General features: G+C 56.0%; 23 protein-coding genes. 12 read left to right on the top strand and 11 right to left on the bottom strand.

All coding sequences use genetic code 11. From position 1 onward, the window contains the following. The first annotated feature begins 73 nt into the window (after positions 1–73). Positions 74–571 carry a MarR family winged helix-turn-helix transcriptional regulator gene (locus tag ACR0J7_RS04070; RefSeq protein WP_480484207.1) on the top strand — a complete coding sequence of 166 codons (498 nt, stop codon included), beginning with the start codon at positions 74–76 and terminating at the stop codon, positions 569–571. Here ACR0J7_RS04070 and ACR0J7_RS04065 read toward each other — a convergent pair whose 3' ends face one another. From ACR0J7_RS04065 to ACR0J7_RS04055, 3 genes are read right to left on the bottom strand one after another with little or no spacing between them, the layout of a single operon-like run. Beyond that, positions 572–1,285 (bottom strand): DUF1194 domain-containing protein, encoded by a 714-nt coding sequence (locus ACR0J7_RS04065; RefSeq protein ID WP_480913359.1) that lies wholly within the window; start codon positions 1,283–1,285, stop codon positions 572–574. Further along, positions 1,282–1,983 carry a DUF1194 domain-containing protein gene (locus tag ACR0J7_RS04060; protein WP_480913357.1) on the bottom strand — a complete coding sequence of 234 codons (702 nt, stop codon included), beginning with the start codon at positions 1,981–1,983 and terminating at the stop codon, positions 1,282–1,284. Before ACR0J7_RS04060 ends, ACR0J7_RS04065 begins: the two co-directional genes overlap by 4 nt. Continuing rightward, positions 1,980–2,408 (bottom strand): VOC family protein, encoded by a 429-nt coding sequence (locus ACR0J7_RS04055; RefSeq protein WP_480504605.1) that lies wholly within the window; start codon positions 2,406–2,408, stop codon positions 1,980–1,982. Before ACR0J7_RS04055 ends, ACR0J7_RS04060 begins: the two co-directional genes overlap by 4 nt. A gap of 176 nt (positions 2,409–2,584) precedes the next feature. Here ACR0J7_RS04055 and thyX point away from each other — a divergent pair, with 176 nt between their 5' ends. Then, positions 2,585–3,493 carry an FAD-dependent thymidylate synthase gene (thyX, locus tag ACR0J7_RS04050; RefSeq protein WP_480913355.1) on the top strand — a complete coding sequence of 303 codons (909 nt, stop codon included), beginning with the start codon at positions 2,585–2,587 and terminating at the stop codon, positions 3,491–3,493. 61 nt (positions 3,494–3,554) lie between these two features. After that, entirely contained in the window at positions 3,555–3,863 is a 309-nt protein-coding gene (locus tag ACR0J7_RS04045; protein WP_480484203.1) for a hypothetical protein, read from the top strand. Between the two features lie 84 nt (positions 3,864–3,947). Here the strand turns inward: ACR0J7_RS04045 and ACR0J7_RS04040 are convergent, their stop codons facing one another. After that, positions 3,948–4,154, bottom strand: coding sequence for a cold-shock protein (locus tag ACR0J7_RS04040; RefSeq protein ID WP_008758035.1), 207 nt, complete (start codon positions 4,152–4,154; stop codon positions 3,948–3,950). A 214-nt stretch (positions 4,155–4,368) separates the two neighbouring features. Here ACR0J7_RS04040 and ACR0J7_RS04035 point away from each other — a divergent pair, with 214 nt between their 5' ends. After that, the gene (locus tag ACR0J7_RS04035) at positions 4,369–4,686 is read left to right on the top strand and encodes an ArsC/Spx/MgsR family protein (protein ID WP_480484202.1); all 318 of its coding nucleotides are present in this window, start codon (positions 4,369–4,371) and stop codon (positions 4,684–4,686) included. Positions 4,687–4,727: 41 nt separating this feature from the next. Next, a complete protein-coding gene (locus ACR0J7_RS04030) occupies positions 4,728–5,096 on the top strand; it encodes a hypothetical protein (RefSeq protein ID WP_480564117.1) in 369 nt (122 codons plus the stop codon). Position 5,097: 1 nt separating this feature from the next. Here ACR0J7_RS04030 and ACR0J7_RS04025 read toward each other — a convergent pair whose 3' ends face one another. The 5 genes from ACR0J7_RS04025 to thrS form a co-directional block, all read right to left on the bottom strand. Further along, positions 5,098–5,616, bottom strand: a complete 519-nt coding sequence (locus ACR0J7_RS04025; RefSeq protein ID WP_480504609.1) for a DoxX family protein — start codon at positions 5,614–5,616, stop codon at positions 5,098–5,100. Beyond that, on the bottom strand, positions 5,613–6,374 hold the full coding sequence (locus ACR0J7_RS04020; RefSeq protein WP_480564120.1) for an HvfC/BufC family peptide modification chaperone: 762 nt from the start codon (positions 6,372–6,374) through the stop codon (positions 5,613–5,615). The genes ACR0J7_RS04025 and ACR0J7_RS04020 overlap by 4 nt, the downstream gene beginning before the upstream one ends. Next, a complete protein-coding gene (gene bufB / locus ACR0J7_RS04015; protein WP_480564123.1) occupies positions 6,371–7,228 on the bottom strand; it encodes an MNIO family bufferin maturase in 858 nt (285 codons plus the stop codon). The genes ACR0J7_RS04020 and bufB overlap by 4 nt, the downstream gene beginning before the upstream one ends. 72 nt (positions 7,229–7,300) lie before the next feature. Next, positions 7,301–7,603, bottom strand: coding sequence for a BufA1 family periplasmic bufferin-type metallophore (locus ACR0J7_RS04010; protein ID WP_267365389.1), 303 nt, complete (start codon positions 7,601–7,603; stop codon positions 7,301–7,303). A gap of 221 nt (positions 7,604–7,824) precedes the next feature. Next, a complete protein-coding gene (gene thrS / locus ACR0J7_RS04005) occupies positions 7,825–9,783 on the bottom strand; it encodes a threonine--tRNA ligase (protein ID WP_480913353.1) in 1,959 nt (652 codons plus the stop codon). 211 nt (positions 9,784–9,994) lie between these two features. Here thrS and ACR0J7_RS04000 point away from each other — a divergent pair, with 211 nt between their 5' ends. The 4 genes from ACR0J7_RS04000 to ACR0J7_RS03985 all read left to right on the top strand — a co-directional run bounded on the left by ACR0J7_RS04000 (position 9,995) and on the right by ACR0J7_RS03985 (position 13,192). Continuing rightward, positions 9,995–10,744, top strand: a complete 750-nt coding sequence (locus ACR0J7_RS04000; RefSeq protein ID WP_480913351.1) for an alpha/beta fold hydrolase — start codon at positions 9,995–9,997, stop codon at positions 10,742–10,744. Next, complete coding sequence (locus ACR0J7_RS03995) at positions 10,744–11,736, top strand: alpha/beta hydrolase (RefSeq protein ID WP_480913349.1); 993 nt, start codon at positions 10,744–10,746, stop codon at positions 11,734–11,736. The genes ACR0J7_RS04000 and ACR0J7_RS03995 overlap by 1 nt, the downstream gene beginning before the upstream one ends. Before the next feature lie 41 nt (positions 11,737–11,777). After that, complete coding sequence (locus ACR0J7_RS03990; RefSeq protein WP_480913391.1) at positions 11,778–12,392, top strand: hypothetical protein; 615 nt, start codon at positions 11,778–11,780, stop codon at positions 12,390–12,392. Between the two features lie 83 nt (positions 12,393–12,475). Next, positions 12,476–13,192: an alpha/beta fold hydrolase gene (locus ACR0J7_RS03985; RefSeq protein ID WP_480913347.1), complete on the top strand. Its 717-nt coding sequence runs from the start codon at positions 12,476–12,478 to the stop codon at positions 13,190–13,192. Here ACR0J7_RS03985 and ACR0J7_RS03980 read toward each other — a convergent pair. Further along, positions 13,183–13,770 (bottom strand): DUF6151 family protein, encoded by a 588-nt coding sequence (locus ACR0J7_RS03980; RefSeq protein ID WP_480913345.1) that lies wholly within the window; start codon positions 13,768–13,770, stop codon positions 13,183–13,185. The genes ACR0J7_RS03985 and ACR0J7_RS03980 overlap by 10 nt on opposite strands. Positions 13,771–13,775: 5 nt before the next feature. Continuing rightward, positions 13,776–15,047, bottom strand: coding sequence for a polyhydroxyalkanoate depolymerase (gene phaZ / locus ACR0J7_RS03975; protein WP_480564135.1), 1,272 nt, complete (start codon positions 15,045–15,047; stop codon positions 13,776–13,778). A 111-nt stretch (positions 15,048–15,158) separates the two neighbouring features. Between phaZ and ACR0J7_RS03970 the strand changes: the two genes are divergently transcribed. The 3 genes from ACR0J7_RS03970 (at position 15,159) to phaR (ending at position 18,226) form a co-directional block, all read left to right on the top strand. Further along, entirely contained in the window at positions 15,159–16,961 is a 1,803-nt protein-coding gene (locus ACR0J7_RS03970; protein ID WP_480558234.1) for a PHA/PHB synthase family protein, read from the top strand. A gap of 131 nt (positions 16,962–17,092) precedes the next feature. Then, the gene (locus ACR0J7_RS03965) at positions 17,093–17,539 is read left to right on the top strand and encodes a phasin family protein (RefSeq protein WP_209503426.1); all 447 of its coding nucleotides are present in this window, start codon (positions 17,093–17,095) and stop codon (positions 17,537–17,539) included. 135 nt (positions 17,540–17,674) lie between these two features. Continuing rightward, positions 17,675–18,226 carry a polyhydroxyalkanoate synthesis repressor PhaR gene (gene phaR, locus ACR0J7_RS03960; RefSeq protein ID WP_267365377.1) on the top strand — a complete coding sequence of 184 codons (552 nt, stop codon included), beginning with the start codon at positions 17,675–17,677 and terminating at the stop codon, positions 18,224–18,226. Positions 18,227–18,248 lie beyond the last annotated feature (22 nt).

Here is an 18,248-nt window from a genome sequence, read left to right as displayed (position 1 = left end):
AGTTCCGCTTAACCGATTTTTCGGATTTTCGGTTCATCGTGTGTCAAACAGCGCGACTGAATCGGAGGGTCGGATGAGTATGGAAATGCAGGTCTCCACACCAGAGACTAAGGGTTTCATAACCAGCTATCTTGAGGCGCTGGCCCTGGTGGAGCGACTGCACCGGTTGTTGCTGGATGTCATCAAGGACGAGTTTGAGCGCGTCGGCGTATTGGAAATCAATGCGGTTCAGGCGTTGTTGCTGTTCAATATCGGTGATCACGAAGTCACGGCAGGCGAACTGAAAAGCCGTGGGTACTATCAGGGCAGCAATGTCAGCTATAACCTCAAGAAACTGGTTGAGATGGGTTATATGCACCACCAAAGATGCGAGATTGATCGCCGTTCAGTTCGCGTGCGCCTGACGCCGCAAGGCAGGGAAATCCGCAATATCGTGTCCAAGCTGTTTGCGCGTCACGCCGAAGGCCTGCAAGGCAGGGGGGTGCTTGGGCTTGAAGGCATCGAAGATATCACCAGTTCGCTGCGTCGCGTTGAACGGTACTGGACGGATCAGATAAGGTATATCTATTGATCAGTGGCGGGCGTCAGACAGGACAAGACTGTCCAGCTCACGAAGAAGTTTGCGAGTCATGGCCTCTTCATACGCCTCAAAGCCCAGCGCCACTTCTACGAACGCGTTTGGCCCCAAAATGACCCAGGCTGAATAATAAGCTGAAAGTTCACCCACCTGAACATATCTCCGATCACCTTCCTTCGGATCGTCAGCGCCGATCACCAGCCCGTTAATCGTGATCCCGCTATGTCGTAAACTGGCTTTCACATCTCGTGGATGCGGTCCAAGGTTATGTTTACCATCCCCGGACAGATCCAGCGTACGGCGCCAGCATCCCCTTTGCTGATCAAGCAGGGAAGAGCCAAATAACATGGCCGACCCTACCGCCGTTCCCTGCGGTGCTGTGCTGCGCGAGGTTCGGATCAAACGATCACTGATTGCGATCAGGTCGGCGGGGGACCGTACTTCTGTCCACTCCAACAGCATCCGTTCATGTCCCCGCTCGCTCCATTCGAAGATCGTCAGACGTAAGGAGGTTGCGCCGTCCGACAACATCAGCTGGCTGACTTCGGGGCGGCTCAGGGCCGACGCCAGCCCGTCCAGTTGCAGCCTGTATTCCTGGCTGTCGACCGAACCCGACACATCCAGCCCCAGGGCAAGTGCCTGACGACACTCGCCAAAGGCAGGTCCTGATAACAGGCAAGCCAGAAAGACGACCACGCGACGTATCATGGGCCTTCGTTCCGTAATGCACCGATTTGCAGACCGCTCAGTTCCCGTTTCAGTTTCTTTCGCATGGCGCGCTCGAAATCTTCAAACCCGGTGGCAATTTCCAAAAAGGCGCCGGGCCCGTGCAGGACATTATTTTCGAAGAAAGGGATCAGGAACAATTCTCCCTCGAAATCCGCCGCGTTGATCACAAGCCCATTCACGACAGTGTTTTGAAAGGGAAAGTGCCGATAGGCGATCTGCGGCCCATAGCCATCGTTGTTCGTGCCGTCGCCGGACAGGTCAATGGTTTGAAACAAGCATTGCGGCGCTTGCTCCATAAGACTTGCACCGTATGCCAACGCATAGCCCATAGCTGTTGCCGATCCGCTGTCAGATCGGACGGATTGGCTGATCTGGCTGGATGCGAACAGCAGATCACCAACGTCATCGATCATTGTCCAGTTCAGGACGACATTTTGGGTTGAGCGGCCACTCCACTCATATACCGCCAGGGCAACGGGCATCGGTGAAGAAAAGAAGGCCTCTTGCACTTCGGGCGCAATCAAGGCGGCGGCCAACCCCTGCCGTTGCAACACATCTTCAGCCTCATCGACTGAAACGGAAATATCCATCGCCAAGGCCAGCGCCAAGCGGCATTGCTCGGCCTTAACAGGGCTGGCCTGAACGACCAGCCCAAACGCTATCAGCCAACGGATCACCAGTGACCACTGCTCTCCATGCTGGCCCAGGGTTCGGCTGGTTCCAGTGCTTCTCCATTCTGCAAAAGCTCAACCGAGATGTTGTCGGGCGATCGAACAAAAGCCATGCGACCATCCCTTGGCGGGCGATTGATCGTAACGCCGTTGTTCTGAAGATGCTGGCAAACCTCGTAGATATTGTCGACACCGTAGGCCAGATGGCCGAAGTGGCGGCTGTCGGCTGGCAACGCGTCATCGCCGTCCCAGTTGTACGTCAACTCGATCGGCGCGTCTTCCTGTCCCGGAGGGGCCATGAAGATCAGAGAAAATCGCCCGGCTTCACTGTCATACCGACGTGTTTCTTTCAGACCCAGAAGCTCGTAAAACGCCATGGATTTTTCCAGATCCTTCACGCGGACCATGGTGTGAAGATATTTCAGCGCCATTTCGGCCATCCTTTTTCGACTCACATTGCCAAGAGCTTAGCGCTCCGCCTCGATGTGTCGATAGAGCCCTCAGCAGCAATTTGTTTTTTGCGTCCGCTGCGGCATATATCGCGGTTCCTGTGCCGGGATCGGCGATATATAGTAGCAGGCGACTCATTGCCAGAAAGGAAGATTCGATGCCGCTGTCCCCTGACCAACAGGCCGAGATCGACGCGCAACGCGCGCAATCGCATCCCACGCGTCGAGTTGTCTCGGTGGGAATGGAAGACCACCTGTACACGGCGCATCAGGTTCTGGATCATGGCTTTGTCCGCGTGATCGACTATATGGGGGACGATGCCGCCATCTGTCAGGCTGCGCGCGTTTCATATGGCACAGGCACCAAATCCGTTCAGAATGACGAGGGGTTGATCCGGTATCTGATGCGGCACTGGCATTCCACGCCATTCGAAATGTGCGAAGTCAAATTGCATGTGAAATTGCCTGTGTTCGTGGCGCGGCAGTGGATCCGGCACCGGACCGCCAATGTGAATGAATACTCGGCACGGTATTCAATTCTGGATCGCGAGTTCTATATCCCAGCCCCAGAACATGTGGCGGCACAGTCCGAAGTGAACAATCAGGGCCGTGGGGCAACGTTGGAAGGTGAAGAGGCCGCGCGCGTATTGGAAACCCTCAAGGCCGACAGCACGCGGTGCTATGACAATTACGAGTCCATGATCAGCCAGGACGGGCAGCAGGGGCTAGCACGTGAACTGGCCCGCATGAACCTACCCGCAAACGTTTATACGCAATGGTATTGGAAGGTGGATCTGCATAATCTGTTCCACTTCCTGCGCCTGCGGGCCGATCCGCATGCTCAGTATGAAATCCGCGTTTATGCCGAGGCGATGTGCAAGATCGTCGCTGATTGGGTGCCGTTTGCGTATAAGGCGTTCGAGGATTACCGGCTGGGTGCGGTGAACCTGTCTGCCCAGATGGTCGAAAGCCTGCAACGCATGCTGGCAGGAGAGGCGGTCACGCAAGAAAACTCGGGGATGACAGCGCGCGAATGGCGTGAGTTCGAGGCGATCATTCGCAAATAGAGCTGACGAGCTGCATAGCTTTTGTCTATACGTGTCGTCATGGAATTGTTACACTTGTTCCATGGCCCGCATTTTGCATTTTGCTCTGTTATGTCTGTTTTTTGGTCTCGCCTTGCCTGCGCAGGCCAAGTCCCCCATAGCTGAGGTTTTGTGCGAACCGACGCTCCGGTTGCACCAGAAACTGGAAAGGCAGTTCGGTGCGCGGCGCGTGGCATCGGGTGTTCGCGGGCCGGAACAGATTATGGAAGTCTGGGCAAGTCAGCACGGGGACTGGACCATGGTTGTCACCTACGCGACAGGCACATCCTGCATCGTTGCCATGGGCGAAAACTGGAATACCCACGCCGACGCCAAGCCCGCGCGAGGGTAATGGAACGAAACCGGTGGGGGATGGATAACGGCCGGAAATTGGCCGTCATCCTTAATGATCAACCGCGTGTTTAGCGGGATGTCGTTACAGTGGTTTCAAATCAGCTGCCATTTGGCGGCCGTCGCGTCCGTCCTGCAACTCGTACGAAACTTTTTGGTTGTCTGCGAGTCCGGTGAGGCCGGACCGTTCTACGGCCGAGATATGTACAAACACATCTTTGCCCCCTTCGTCAGGGGCAATAAATCCATAGCCTTTAGTGGTATTGAACCATTTCACGGTGCCGGTTGGCATGTCCCGTGTCTCCTTCTACTTACGCATTGTCCCACAAATTGGTGGGGGCTGTGGTCAGCGTCACCACGAAAAAGTTGTTTTGGCACTGGCTGAACAGTCCAATTCGTGTGTTTCGCCTTTTTCAACATTGCACGGTGAAGTAAAAAATCAAGAATAACCGCAAGAAGCGGGCAAGATTGCTTAAAATCAAAGCATGGGCAGGAGCGTCAAAGACATGCAGCTTTATGGATTGAAAAACTGTGACACCTGTCGCAAGGCATTGAAATCGCTGCCAGACGTCAAATTTTCTGATGTACGCAGCGACGGTGTGCCGGGTTCGGTGCTGTCACGGGCCTTTGCCGAGTTCGGCAATGACTTGCTTAATACCAGATCGACGACATGGCGCGGATTGGACGAAACCCAGCGTGCCAAGCCCCCTTTGGAGCTTTTGAAAGAGCACCCGACCCTGATGAAACGCCCATTGATCGAAGTCGATGGCAGGCTGTTGTTGGGTTGGACAGCTGAAACCCGTGCTCAGCTTGGCATTTCCTGAACGGGTGCTTATCTGCGTGAAAGCTACAATGAGGATTTTCAATGCGTAATGCCGCAATGTTATTGGGTGTAATCGCCGGGTTGATCGGAATGATCGTCGGGTTCTTCGGCTATGCGAAGGTGGTCGTGGTCGACCATGTCGGTGAAATTGACGGAGTTCTAAGCCAGGTCGACAATCCCGATATGGTACAAGCCATTTCGATTATCGCGCCCTTGCTTGCAATCGCGGGCGGGGCCATGGCGCCAGCGCGCGCGTTGATTGGCGGGGTCTTGTTGCTGGGGTCAGCGGCTGCGATGTACTACGCCTTTGGTTTTGGTGTTTTCACCATGTTCCCGATCACATTTGCCGGGATCGCCGGGATACTTGGACTGGCCGCGGGAAAACCGGACCAGCCCAAGGCACATTTCTAAGTTACTTAAGGCGCAGGATCCGGTCGAGCGAGATCGGCCCTGCGCCGTTGATGACGATCACCAGCATCAGGAAGGTCCACATCGTGCGCTGATCCATCAGGGACGGCGCCGCGTCGAACAGGCTGCCCAGTTTCACGCCATGGCCGGTGACGTCGACAAGTGTCTGTACCCAGATAAAACCGATCATGCCCAAAGCCGCCAGACGCGAGAATAGTCCAACCAGAAGAAGGGTCGGAAGAACAAATTCGGCAATTGTTCCCATGAAAATGACGATGCGTTGGAAGAACGTCATTTGGGAGACGTCATAAAGAACAGCCTCGGCCGCTTTTGGGAATATCTGACCAAAGGCACCTGCCGAAGGCGAAAAGATCGATCCGTCGATCTTCAGCATGGCTGAGTTCCAGTAATAAACCAGAAGAACCGCAACAAAGACCAGTCGTGCCAGCGTAGGGGTCAACCAGCCAGACGCAAGGTCCAGTTTTCCCATGGTGTTATTGTAGGTTGAGATCAAAGCAGTCATGTCTCCAGCCTTTCGATAGTCACAGAGGTTATTGCACCGCCCTGCAACAGCAGTGCCAGAGTGGTTCCAAGATCAAATTCAGGCAGTTCGGCAGTCGTTTTTTCAAATGCTTCACCGATTGTGTCGCCGCTCAGCATATGGGCGATCCAATCTGCACCACCTGCCGGAAGCAGATTGGGTGTGGGATCGAATTCGGCGCGGGTGATCAACACATCCTCGGCCCGTGCATCCGGTTTCGGAGCATTGGTTTCCATGTTGAGGCGCCAGATTGCATGAATGGGCCAGTCCGAGCGGATCAACTGCATGGCCGGTGCAAACTGCAACCGGGCCTGCATGACCTGTTCGGGCTCGACCGCTAGGACATCTGCCGGTGCAGGTTCGCTGTCGGCGGCGTGGTAGGACTTGCGCAAGGCAATCTCCAACCGGGCCACGTCCGGCAGGTATCCAAGGTGGGAAAGTTGAGGCATTCCGGCCAGAAAATCAGGAAACGCCTCGCCATAAAACATCATCAGCGGAGAGGAGGGCGGATGTTGACGCAGGAAAATCCCGGCCAGCCCATCCATGTTCTGCGCCCCTAGCAACTTGGCAATCACGGGAAACGCCTGATGCATCGCCTCGGTCAGCGACACCGCAACATTGTTGCGGTACACGCTGAACCTGCGACCGGCAGGTCGCGCGCCGCCATCCAGTAATCCACCGGGAACGGGCGCTGACGCATCCATCATGGCCGCGCGGAATTCAGATTGCGAAACGCTCATACCGGTATCCGGTCCAGAGCGGATTGCGCGCGAACGGCCTCATTCCGCAGAACGGGCCAATCCGGCACATCCGTGTCCCATTCGATCAGAACGGGTTTTGGCCCCGAACGCTCCAGCACATAATCCAGCAGAGCCCACACCGGGTCGACCACTTCTCGTCCGTGATTGTCGATTAGCAGCGGATGACCGTGATCGTCTTCATCCTCATCATGGCCGCCAAGGTGAATTTCCGACACTTTTTCAAGCGGATAAGCGTCAATATAACCTTGCGGCGAGAAATCCAGATTGGTGGCTGAGACAAAGACATTGTTTACGTCAAGCAACAGGCCGCATCCGGTGCGCTTTGCAATCTCCCTCAGGAAATCAGGTTCGGACCAGGTGCTTTCCTCGAAGGCCAGATAGCTGGACGGATTTTCCAGCAGCATCTGCCGCCCGACAGTGTGCTGGACCTGATCGATATGTTCACAAACCCGCGCTAGAGTTTCGTCTATATAGGGCAGGGGCAGCAGGTCGTTGTAGAAATGGCTGTCATGGGTGGACCAAGCCAAATGTTCGGAAAAGCTTGCGGGGTTCAGCCAGCCGACCAAGTGTTTCAGCCGGGCCAGATGATCGGGGTCCAGCGCGCCTTCACCGCCAATGGACAGGCCAACGCCATGGACCGAGATTGGGAAATGTTCGGAAAGGTGGCGCAGCTGCGCCAAGGGCCGCCCGCCGTCGCCCATATAGTTCTCGGCATGGATCTCCAGCCATGCAACGGGCTGTGCGTGTTCAAGTATCTGAGCAAAATGCTGCGGCTTGTAGCCAACGCCCGGTGCTGCGGGCAGGCGGTTTGACCGGTGGCTGTCATCCAACATGGGCCAGTTCCTTGATCACGAAAGGGAAAGGGCGGGCGATGGTGCCCGCCCCTTGAAATCGTCAGGCCAATCTTATGCCGGCAGGTCGCGTTCCAGCGCTTCCAACGAACCTTTGCGCGGCGTGCCGTTTGCTTCCGCAGGCAGTTCGATGTCGGCGCAAGTGCCTGCGTCAACCAGGGTCCATGCGTTGCCCTGATAATCAACGGTCGAGGTGCCTGCGCAGGTGGTGCCGGGGCCTGCGGCACAGTCGTTCTGACCGGCCAGCGATACACCATAGCACTTTTCTTTTGCTTGTGCGCTGGCTGTGGTTGCGGCACCCGATACGGCGGCTGCGACTGCGGTTGCGATAACCAGGGATTTAGCTGTTTTCGACATCTCGGTAATCCTCTTGATGACTGGGTATGTCTGCTTGTGACAATGACAAAGGTAGTGGCTTGGTGGGCAGAGTTGAATTCACGAGCCCGTGTCTCACAAGCGCGTCATGGGGCGGCCTGCCCCCTTGCAGCGTAATACACTGTTTTTGATGAAGAAAGGGTGAAATGTTACAATCCGACCCCATATGAGGGGTCGGATTTTTTTGGATATGGTGCTGTTTGTTACAGCAGATCTGGCGGGGTGGCGGCGCGTGCCAGCTCATTTGTTACAGCATCAAGCGGTTGTACCTGGGTCTGTTTTTCACCCAGTCGCCGCACGCTTACGGTGCGTTCGTCAACTTCGCGGTGACCGACGGCCAGAATTACAGGTACTTTGCCGACCGAATGCTCACGGACCTTATAGTTGATCTTTTCATTGCGGATGTCGGCCTCGGCCCGCACACCCGCAGCACGCAGGGTTTCGACCACTTCGGTGACATAGTCGTCCGCGTCGGACGTGATGGACGCGACGACGACCTGACGCGGGGCCAGCCAGAACGGCAATTTGCCTGCGTGTTCCTCGATCAAGATACCGATGAAGCGTTCGAACGAACCAAGTGTTGCGCGGTGCAGCATGACCGGGCGGTGCTTGGCCCCGTCGGCGCCGATATAGGTGGAATCCAGCCGTTCGGGCAGAACAAAATCGACCTGGAAGGTGCCGCATTGCCAGTCACGCCCGATGGCGTCCGTCAGCACGAATTCCAGTTTCGGACCATAGAATGCACCTTCGCCCGGGTTCAGTTCCGGTTCGATCCCGGCGGCACGGGTGGCGGACAAAAGCGCCGCTTCGGCCTTGTCCCAGACATCGTCCGATCCGGCGCGGGTTTCGGGACGGTCTGAGAACTTCACCGAAAAATCCTCGAATCCCAGATCCTTGTAGATCACACTGAGGAAACGGATGAATTCGGCGGTCTCCGCCTCGATCTGTTCTTCGGTTGAAAAGATGTGGGCGTCGTCCTGCGTGAACCCACGCACCCGCATGATGCCATGCAACGCGCCAGAGGGTTCGTACCGGTTGCACGACCCGAACTCGGCCATGCGCAGCGGCAGGTCGCGATAGGATTTCAGGCCTTGCTTGAAAATCTCGACATGGCAGGGGCAGTTCATCGGTTTGAGCGCGTTGACGGCCTTTTCACGGGCATGTTCCTCGTCGACTTCGACAATGAACATGTTTTCCTGGTACTTGTCCCAGTGGCCTGAACGTTCCCAAAGCTTGCGGTCAACGACCTGCGGCGTGTTTACCTCCACATAACCACCCCTGCGCTGCTGACGGCGCATGTAGTCCTGCAACTGGGTGTAGATGGTCCAGCCATTGGGGTGCCAGAAAATCTGACCGGGGGCTTCTTCCTGCATGTGAAACAGGTCCATCTCGCGGCCCAGTTTGCGGTGGTCGCGCTTTGCGGCCTCTTCCAGCATATGCAGGTGGTCTTTCAGCTTTTCCTTGCCGGTGAAGGCCACGCCGTAAATGCGTTGCAACATCGCGCGGTTGCTGTCGCCGCGCCAATAGGCGCCAGCGATGGACATCAGCTTGAACGCATCACCGGGAACCTGACCGGTATGTTGCAGATGCGGACCGCGGCACAAATCCTGCCAGTGGCCGTGCCAGTACATGCGCAACGGCTCATCCCCGGGAATGGCTTCGATCAGCTCAACCTTATAGGGCTCATTGTTGGCCTTGTAGAACTCGATGGCCCGCTCGCGGTCCCAAACCTCGGTGGTGACTGGGTCGCGCTTGTTGATGATCTCTTTCATCTTTTTCTCGATGAGGCCAAGATCTTCGGGCGTGAACGGTTCTTCCCGGTCGAAGTCATAATACCAGCCGTTTTCGATAACGGGGCCGATGGTGACCTTGGTCGCAGGCCAGATTTCCTGCACGGCGCGGGCCATGATGTGGGCCAGATCGTGGCGGATCAGTTCGTTGGCCTGTGCGTCATCCTTCATGGTGTGGATGGCAATCTGTGCATCGGCTTCGATCGGCCATTGCAGGTCCCAGTGCCTGCCGTCAACGGTGGCCGAGATGGCCTTTTTGGCCAGCGAACTTGAAATATCGGCAGCCACCTGTGCAGGCGTAACCCCTGCGTCATAGGAACGTGCATTGCCATCTGGGAAAGTGAGAGAGACGGATTTTGAATCCAGGGCCATGTCGGCTCTCCTCGTCGGTTTGGCGCCCACTGAACGCCCGGTTGCGGGTTATTTGCGTCTGGCTGATGTGGCAGGTGGATATGCCTGTGTCAAGTGTAGGGGCGAGGGGCCAGCCCCTCGCGCTCCCCGGAGTATTTGAAAAAAGATGAAGTGGGCGGAATTGCACTCGGGGGTGGGGCGTGCATGATGCAATAAAAGGAAAGAAGGTTTCATGGCAGCGACGAATTTTCTGGAGACGCCGCAGGGGCGGCGACTGGCTTATCACAAGACCGAAGGGGCAGGGCCGACCATCGTTTTTCTGGGTGGGCTCATGTCGGATATGGAAGGCACCAAGGCAGTCCATCTGGAAGCTTGGGCGCAGGCGCGGGGGCGGGCCTTTTTGCGGTTTGATTATTCCGGTCACGGCGAAAGCTCTGGTGCTTTCACGGATGGCTGCATTGGGGATTGGCATGAGGACACTGTTGCTGCGGTCGATGCCTTGACCAAGGGGCCGCTGATCGTTGTCGGCTCGTCCATGGGGGGGTGGCAGGCGCTTTTGCTGGCCAAGGCCATGCCGGACCGGATAGCAGGTATGGTCACGATCGCCGCCGCGCCGGATTTCACGGAAGATGGCTATTGGGCTTCATTCACCGATAACCAGAAAGCCGCCCTGGAAACGGTCGGGCATGTCGAGTTGCCGTCCGATTACATGGAGCCTTATATCGTCACCAAACGGATGATCGAAGATGGGCGGCAGCGTCTTGTTCTGCGCGACACGTTGAACCTGCCGTTCAAGGTTCGTTTCCTGCAGGGAACAGCGGATACAGCGGTATCGACTGAAACTGCCGTTCGGCTGCTGGACAAAGCAACAGGGCCGGACATGCAGCTTCTTTTGGTCAAGGATGCCGATCACAGGTTCTCGGATGATGCATGTCTTGGCTTGATCGAGGCGGCGGTTCTGGACGTGTTGGGAGACGCGTAATGCGGCGTTTGGGATGGCTTCTGGGGCGCTTGTTCCTTGCGTTGATTGCCCTCGGCGGCCTTGCCTACTGGTTTGGCCCGCGCGAAGAGGTGAACCTGCACCCAAGCTTTGATCCGCGCAAGTTTGGTGAGGGCGTACAGGTTTATTTCGAAAGCACCGAAGCCGCGTTTGACGATATCGTTCCGGGTGTCGAAAAACGAGTGATCTGGCAAGATGGCCATAACGAGCGGCGCACCCCGTATTCCGTTCTTTACATCCATGGCTTTTCAGCAAGTTCCGAGGAAATCCGGCCAGTACCAGACCTTGTGGCAGACGCGCTGGGAGCCAATCTGGTTTACACACGCCTGCAAGGTCACGGGCGAAGCGGATCAGCCATGGCGGAAGGCACTGCCTCGGGCTGGATGCAGGACACCGCCGAGGGATTGGCAGCCGCGCGTGCTGTTGGGGACAAGGTGATCGTGATCTCAACGTCGACCGGTGCGACGCTTGCAGCCGCCGCCGCTTTGGATGCCAGCCTCAGCAAAGATGTTGTCGGCATGGTCTTTGTCTCACCTAATTTCGGGGTCAACACGTCTGCGGCCTGGATCCCCACTTTGCCATGGGCAAGGGATTGGTTACCGGTCCTGATGGGGGACGAACGCGATGTATCGGGGCCAGACCCGGAGAAGAACAAATATTGGTCTACTGTCTATCCGTGGGAATCGGTCGTGCCTATGTCCGTTCTCGTTGAGAAAGTCTATGCGCTGGATTTCTCGAATGCCCTGGTGCCCGTGCTGTTCTGGTTCTCGGACAACGATCAGGTGGTGCGCCCTGACCGAACCCACGAGGTCGCCAAAGTGTGGGGTGCGCCAACATCCGTCAAACTGGTGACAATGGGCCCCGAGGATGATCCGTCATCTCATGTTATTGCCGGTCGCCTGATGTCGCCAGGGCAGACCGGCGCGGCTGTGGACGGTATTCTGGATTGGCTAAAAGGGCTGGGGGTGGAATGATGGCGGCCTCGGGTCGAGGGACGATGCGAAAGCCGGGCAGTATGTGGAGCCTTGAGACGTTGGGGCGCGTTCGTCTGTCCCGGTATTTCTTCATGCGCGATTTCCTCTATTCCGAGATCGGGAACTTTCACCAGAAACAGAACATTCCAGACAACCCGGATCTGGCTATCGAGACAGGACGTGCGTTCTGTGAAACTCTGCTGGACCCTCTGGAAGAGACCTTTGGCAGGATCGCCGTGCGCTCGGGCTATCGCTCACCGTCGCTAAACAGGTTTGGCAATGAAAACAAACTGAACTGCGCCCGGAATGATCACCCGTTGGAATGCCACATCTGGGATCGTGGGGCCGGGGATGCGCGGATTGCCGGGGCGTCTGTTGTAATTCCCTGGTTCGCGGATCAGTATGCGCAGGGCAGGGATTGGCGGGATCTGGCATGGTGGATGCATGATCACCTGGATTATTCCGAGATCTGGTTTTTTCCGAAACTCTGCGCTTTCAATCTGGTGTGGCGCCCTAAACCGCAGCGCCGGATTGACAGCTACATTGCGCCACGCGGATGCCTGCTGAAACCGGGCGCTGAGCCCGAGGAAAGTGCAGCTTCACGGTGGTGCCGCTATGCTGACTTTCCGGTTTTTCGGGCAATCGCCTATCCGTGACGTTCCGCTGGTTTGAATGTGATAAACTCTCAACCTGACTACAAACCCAAAGGCTCGGAATACCGAGCGCATGGAGGCCCCGTGTGATCGAGCCGCTGGTACTGCTACCTGGACTGATGTGCGATGCCCGACTGTATCGCCCTCAGATCGAGGTGATTTCGCGGACGCGACCCGTAACCGTTGCGCCGATTTCCGCAGGTGGGCGTATCGAAGAGATCGCCTCGGGTCTGCTGGACCAGCTTCCACATCGGTTTGCACTGGCTGGATTCAGCATGGGTGGTGTGGTGGCGTTAGAGCTGATCCGCCGGGCGCCGGAACGTGTGTCACGCCTGTGCCTGATGGCCACTGATGCACAGGCGGACACGCCTCAAATGGCTGCCAGTCGCGAAGACCTGATCATTGGCGCGCAGGGTGGCCGGTTGGAGGAGGTCATGCGGAAACTTGTGGGGTCCGACACGCTGGCACCGGGCCCGCAGCGCATTCCCATCCTGAACGGCTTATTGGCAATGGCACAGGATTTGGGTGTTGAAACCTTCGTGCGTCAGATGCGTGCTCTGCAACGCCGCCCGGATCAACAAGCCGCATTGCGTCGCATCAAGGTTCCCACGTTGGTTCTGTGCGGTGCGCATGACACTATGACACCGGTCAAACGGCATTCTTTCATGGCAGAGCTCATACCCGGAGCGGAACTGCTGGTTATTGAAAAGGCTGGTCACTTGCCGACCCTCGAAACGCCCGACCTCGTCAATGAGGCGCTGCAAACCTGGTTGGACGCCCAGCAACGGTTTGATTACTGGTAAAACGTCGCGCGTTCGGTCTTTGAAATGACAGTTGGCGTCACCACGGGTTTACCAGTTTTTTGGTCGAAAAACGGCGTGTTCTTCCACCGCCCGGACAGGCGCGATCCGGCGGCCCTGCGCAACAGCCCAAAAATGGCGGGGCCGGGATTTTCGTGCTTTTGCTTTCCGTCCGGTTGGGGAACAAACCCACGTGTCGTGACGGGTCCCAGCGTCGAAGCTCCACCCGCAACCCTGCCGACGATAACGCCAGCAAACGGGAGTTTCGCGGTTTTGGGCGTTGCCGCCAAAGGTGCGTTACAGCAACTGGCGTACCAACGCAGCATGCCCTTGGGGCTGAGTTGCATCGCCGCAAGATACTGACTTCCGGTGCTGATTTCGATCTCATCCGGTGCGATCTGAAAAATCTCGACAGGCGCAGGTGCAGGGTCGGGTTGCTTGAAATATAGTTGAGCGGCACGGCAATCGTGACAGAAACACTCAACATGTGTCCCTTGCTGAACACCGCGGGGTGAAATGCGTCCCTGCAAGTTGCCGCATTGGCAGGAAAAGGTAAGGCCATTTTGCGCTGACCCACTCATTTCGGTTAGGCAACCTTGTTGGAATTGGCCGCGCGACGGTTTGGTTTTCGCGCATTTTCGTTCATGAAATCAATCACAAGAGGACGAATGTTGTCGCGCCAGCTGCGGCCTGCGAAGATACCATAGTGACCGGCGCCGGGTTCAACGTGGCTTGCCTTTTTACTGTCGGGCAGGCCGGTGCACAAATCCAGCGCGGCAATACACTGGCCGGGTGCAGAGATGTCATCATTTGCACCTTCGACAGTCTTCACCGCAACATCAGTAATCTTACTGATGTCCACCTTGTGACCCGCGACCACGAACTCGTTTCTCGCAATCTCTCGATTCTTAAAGACCCGCTCGACCGTCGAAAGATAGAACTCGGCCGTCATGTCCATAACGGCCAGGTATTCGTCGTAGAAGCGGTTATGCGCATCCTGATCTGAGGCCTCGTCCCGCATGACGCGCTGAATCTGGTCGGAAAACGCTTTGGAGTGACGGTCTGCATTCATGGACATGAACGAGGCCAATTGCAGCAGTCCCGGATAGACCATGCGCCCTACGCCCTTGTACTTGAAGCCAACGCGCTGAATCATTGTTTCTTCCAACTGGCCCATGGTGACGCGACGGCCGAAGTCCGTCACATCGGTCGGCGTGGCGTCCGGATCGACGGGGCCACCAATCAGCGTCAGGGTGCTTGGCTGCGCTTTGGGTTCAATCTCGGCCAGGTATGCCGTTGCGGCCAATGTCAGAGGCGCAGGTTGGCAAACGGCAACAACATGGGTGTCTGGCCCAAGCTTTTTCATAAAATCTACAAGATAGAGCGTGTAGTCTTCGACATCGAATTTACCTGCGGATACAGGGATATCGCGCGCATTATGCCAATCTGTGATGTAGACTTCGCAATTGACCAGAAGGCTTTTCACCGTCGAGCGCAGCAACGTTGCATAGTGCCCGGACATCGGGGCAACCAACAGCACTTTGCGGGGTTGTTCTTTCCGGCCATTGACGCGGAAATGTACCAGATCACCAAAAGGGCGTTCCAGAACAGTCGTGATTTCAACCAGGTGGTCCTTGCCATCTTCGCAGGTGAATGTGCGAATACCCCAATCGGGCTTTGCCACCATCCGCTGGAACGTACGCTCGGTCACTTCACCCCAGGCGGCCATCCAGTTGAATGCGGGGTTCGGCACCATGGAAAACATCGGATAAGACGCCATCGCGCTGGCGGTTGCACCAAGCCACTGGTTGGTGTTTCGCGCAGTTTCCATCAGGTCGTAGGTCATCATGTAGCGCATAAATGGGGCCTCCTGAGTGTCAGCCTGATAGTTCGGACCATTCGTCGCTTTGCCCCCCAGCACCCACGACGTTATTCTGCATAGCAGCGAGGTTAGGGGGGAATTGTTAAAATGACAACTAGTGAAGACCACATGCCAGACGTATCCGAAGAACACATTGAACGCCTTAAAGAAAATATGGATAAGGTCGAGAAGTTATCGAAGCGCCTGATTGAGGTCATGGCTGTAAAACGGCCCCACACGCCCGCGCTGGACGGCCCGAATCAAGAGCTTTTCGCACGAGCAGCAAGTGCCTATTGGGCCGAGGCTTGGCAAAATCCCGCCAAGTTGCTGGAACAGCAGATAGAATTTTGGGGCAAGTCAGTGTTGAACTTTGCCGAGGCGCAGAAAGCACTGACTGCGTCTGACGCGGAAAGCGAGGCACCCAAGCCGGAAGACAAGCGATTTTCGAACCCCCTTTGGGAGACCAATCCCTATTTCCGTCTGATCCGCCAGCAATACCAGACCAATGCGCAAGCAATCGCGCAGGCTGTTGCGTCCGTGGATGATCTGGATGCCAAAGACAAAAGGCGGCTGCAATATTTCTCGCAACAAATCGTCGACATGATGGCGCCGACAAATTTTCTGGCGACCAATCCGGATGCCTTGCAAAAAGCGGTCGAAACCGAGGGCCAGTCACTGATCAAGGGGTTGGAAAACCTTGTGTCAGATCTTGAGGCCAATAATGGAGAATTGGTCGTCAAACTGGCAGATGAAAGTGCCTTTGAGGTCGGCGGTAACCTGGCGACGACGCCGGGGGAGGTGGTTTATCGCAACCGGATGATGGAACTGATCCAGTACAAGCCAGCGACTGAAACGGTCTACGAGACCCCGATTGTTCTGTTTCCGCCCTGGATCAACAAGTTCTATATTCTGGACCTGAAAGCCCAGAACAGCATGATCAAATGGATCACCGAACAGGGGTATACCCTGTTTGTTGTAAGCTGGGTCAATCCGGACGAAAGCTATGCCGAAACAGGCATGGAAGACTACATTCAGGACGGTTTCCTGACTGCAATCGAGACGGCCAAGAAGATTTGCAAGGTCAAACAGGTCAACGCTGTGGGGTATTGCATCGCGGGCACCACCCTGAGCCTGACGCTGTCTCTGCTGAAACAGCGAGGAGACAAGTCGGTCAAATCGGCGACCCTGTTCACCGCATTGACGGATTTTTCCGATCAGGGAGAGTTCACGCCCTTCCTTCAAAACGATTTTATCGACGGAATCGAAGAAGAAGTGAAAAAGGAAGGTGTTCTGCGGTCGTGGATCATGGCGCGCACTATGTCATTCCTGAGATCACGTGACCTGATTTATGGCCCGGCCATTCGCAGCTATATGATGGGTGAAGTGCCCCCAGCCTTTGATCTGCTGTACTGGAACGGTGATGGAGCCAACCTGCCTGCGAAAATGGCGGTTGAGTACTTGCGTGGACTATGCCAGCGCAACGAATTTGCCACCGATGGCTTTGAGTTGCTGGGGCATAAGCTAAAGCTTGGTGACGTTGATGTGCCCCTGATGGCCATCACATGCGAAACCGATCACATCGCGGCATGGAAAGACTGCTATCGCGGTGTGCAAAAGATGGGCTCGCGATCAAAAACTTTCGTGGTTTCCGAGTCGGGTCATATTGCGGGTATTGTGAACCCGCCCAGCAAGAAAAAGTACGGGCATTACACTAACCCGGATTTGAAACCAGACGCCGCCACCTGGTTGAAGGAAGCCGACTTTCATGAAGGGTCATGGTGGCCCATGTGGGATGCCTGGCTGAAAAAACGGTCGGGCAAGCAGGTACCGGCCCGCAAACCCGGCGATTCGAAGCACCCGAGCCTGGCTGCTGCACCCGGAACGTATGTAGTGGCAAAACCAAACGCCTGATTTCATTCTGAAACTTAAATTTTTCTGCAATGCAGCAAGAAAAAACTTGCAATGCTGCGTTGCAGCAATCATATTGTCCTCAAGCTGATGAAACCCGGGGTGGGCCCGGACTGGCTAAAAGGATTATGACAATGGCTAAGACCCAAGACTTTACCGCGATCATGAAAGACATGATGGGTGCATTCCCTGTGGACACAACCGCAATGGAAGGCGCATTCAAATCGACCGCTTCGCTGAACGAAAAGCTGTCGGGCGTTGCTTTGGAAGCAGCTGAGAAATCGGCAGAGATCTCGAGCAAATGGACCAAAGACACGCTGGCCAAACTGACCGAGATGTCGAAAGCCAAGGCAGAGCCTGCCGACTACGCAAAAGCAGCAACCGATTTCGCAAGCGCGTCCGCTGAAGTTGCAGCCGAGAACATGGCCGCTTTCGCAGAAATCGCAAAAAAAGTTCAGACCGAAACCGTCGAACTGCTGATGGCTGCTGGTAAAGAAGCTGCGGAAGAAGCATCCGCTGCTGTTAAAAAAGCAACCAACGACGTGACCACGGCCGCTAAAAAAGCTGCTGCTGCGAAGTAAGAAAAGTCAGCGAAACGCACCCGACCCTCCCTATAGGTGCAATCGCGTTGGGCAGGTCCATTGACCTGCCCTTTCTTTTTGTGCTGCACTCGCATAACCTGTGCTGCAACGCATCATCCTTGGGGAGGGAACCCGGTGTCGGACCAAGAAAAACCGCTGCTGATCAAGCGCTATGCCAGCCGTCGGCTGTATAACACCGAGACCAGCGATTACGTGACGCTCGAAGATATCGCGGGATTCATCCGTGACGGGCGCGAAGTACAGATCATCGACCTGAAATCCGGCGACGACCTGACACGGCAGTATCTGCTGCAAATCATTGCTGAACATGAAAGCCGCGGCGAGAATGTGTTGCCGGTCAATGTTCTGAATGATCTGGTGCGCAGCTACATGCTGCCGGGCGGGGGCATGATGCCGCAATTCCTGCAAAGCTCGTTCGATATGCTGCGCGAAAGCCAAAGCAAGATGATGGAAAACATGAACGCCATGAACCCGATGTCCCAGATGCCGGGTTTTGAAGCGTTGCAAGCACAGCAGCAGGCATTTCTGAAGGCTATGACAGGTGGGTTGTCTGGCAGATGGTCCTCGCCAGAGAAGGAAAGTGAAAAGTCAGAGCCGAAAGAGGATCTTGACGATATCAAGAAACAGTTGGCTGAACTTCAACAGAAGCTTTCGAAACTGAATTAGGGTGAGCCGGAGGAAAAGGCCC

This window comes from Ruegeria sp. O4 (assembly GCF_056535125.1).
This window is presented reverse-complemented; position numbering and strand designations above follow the sequence as displayed.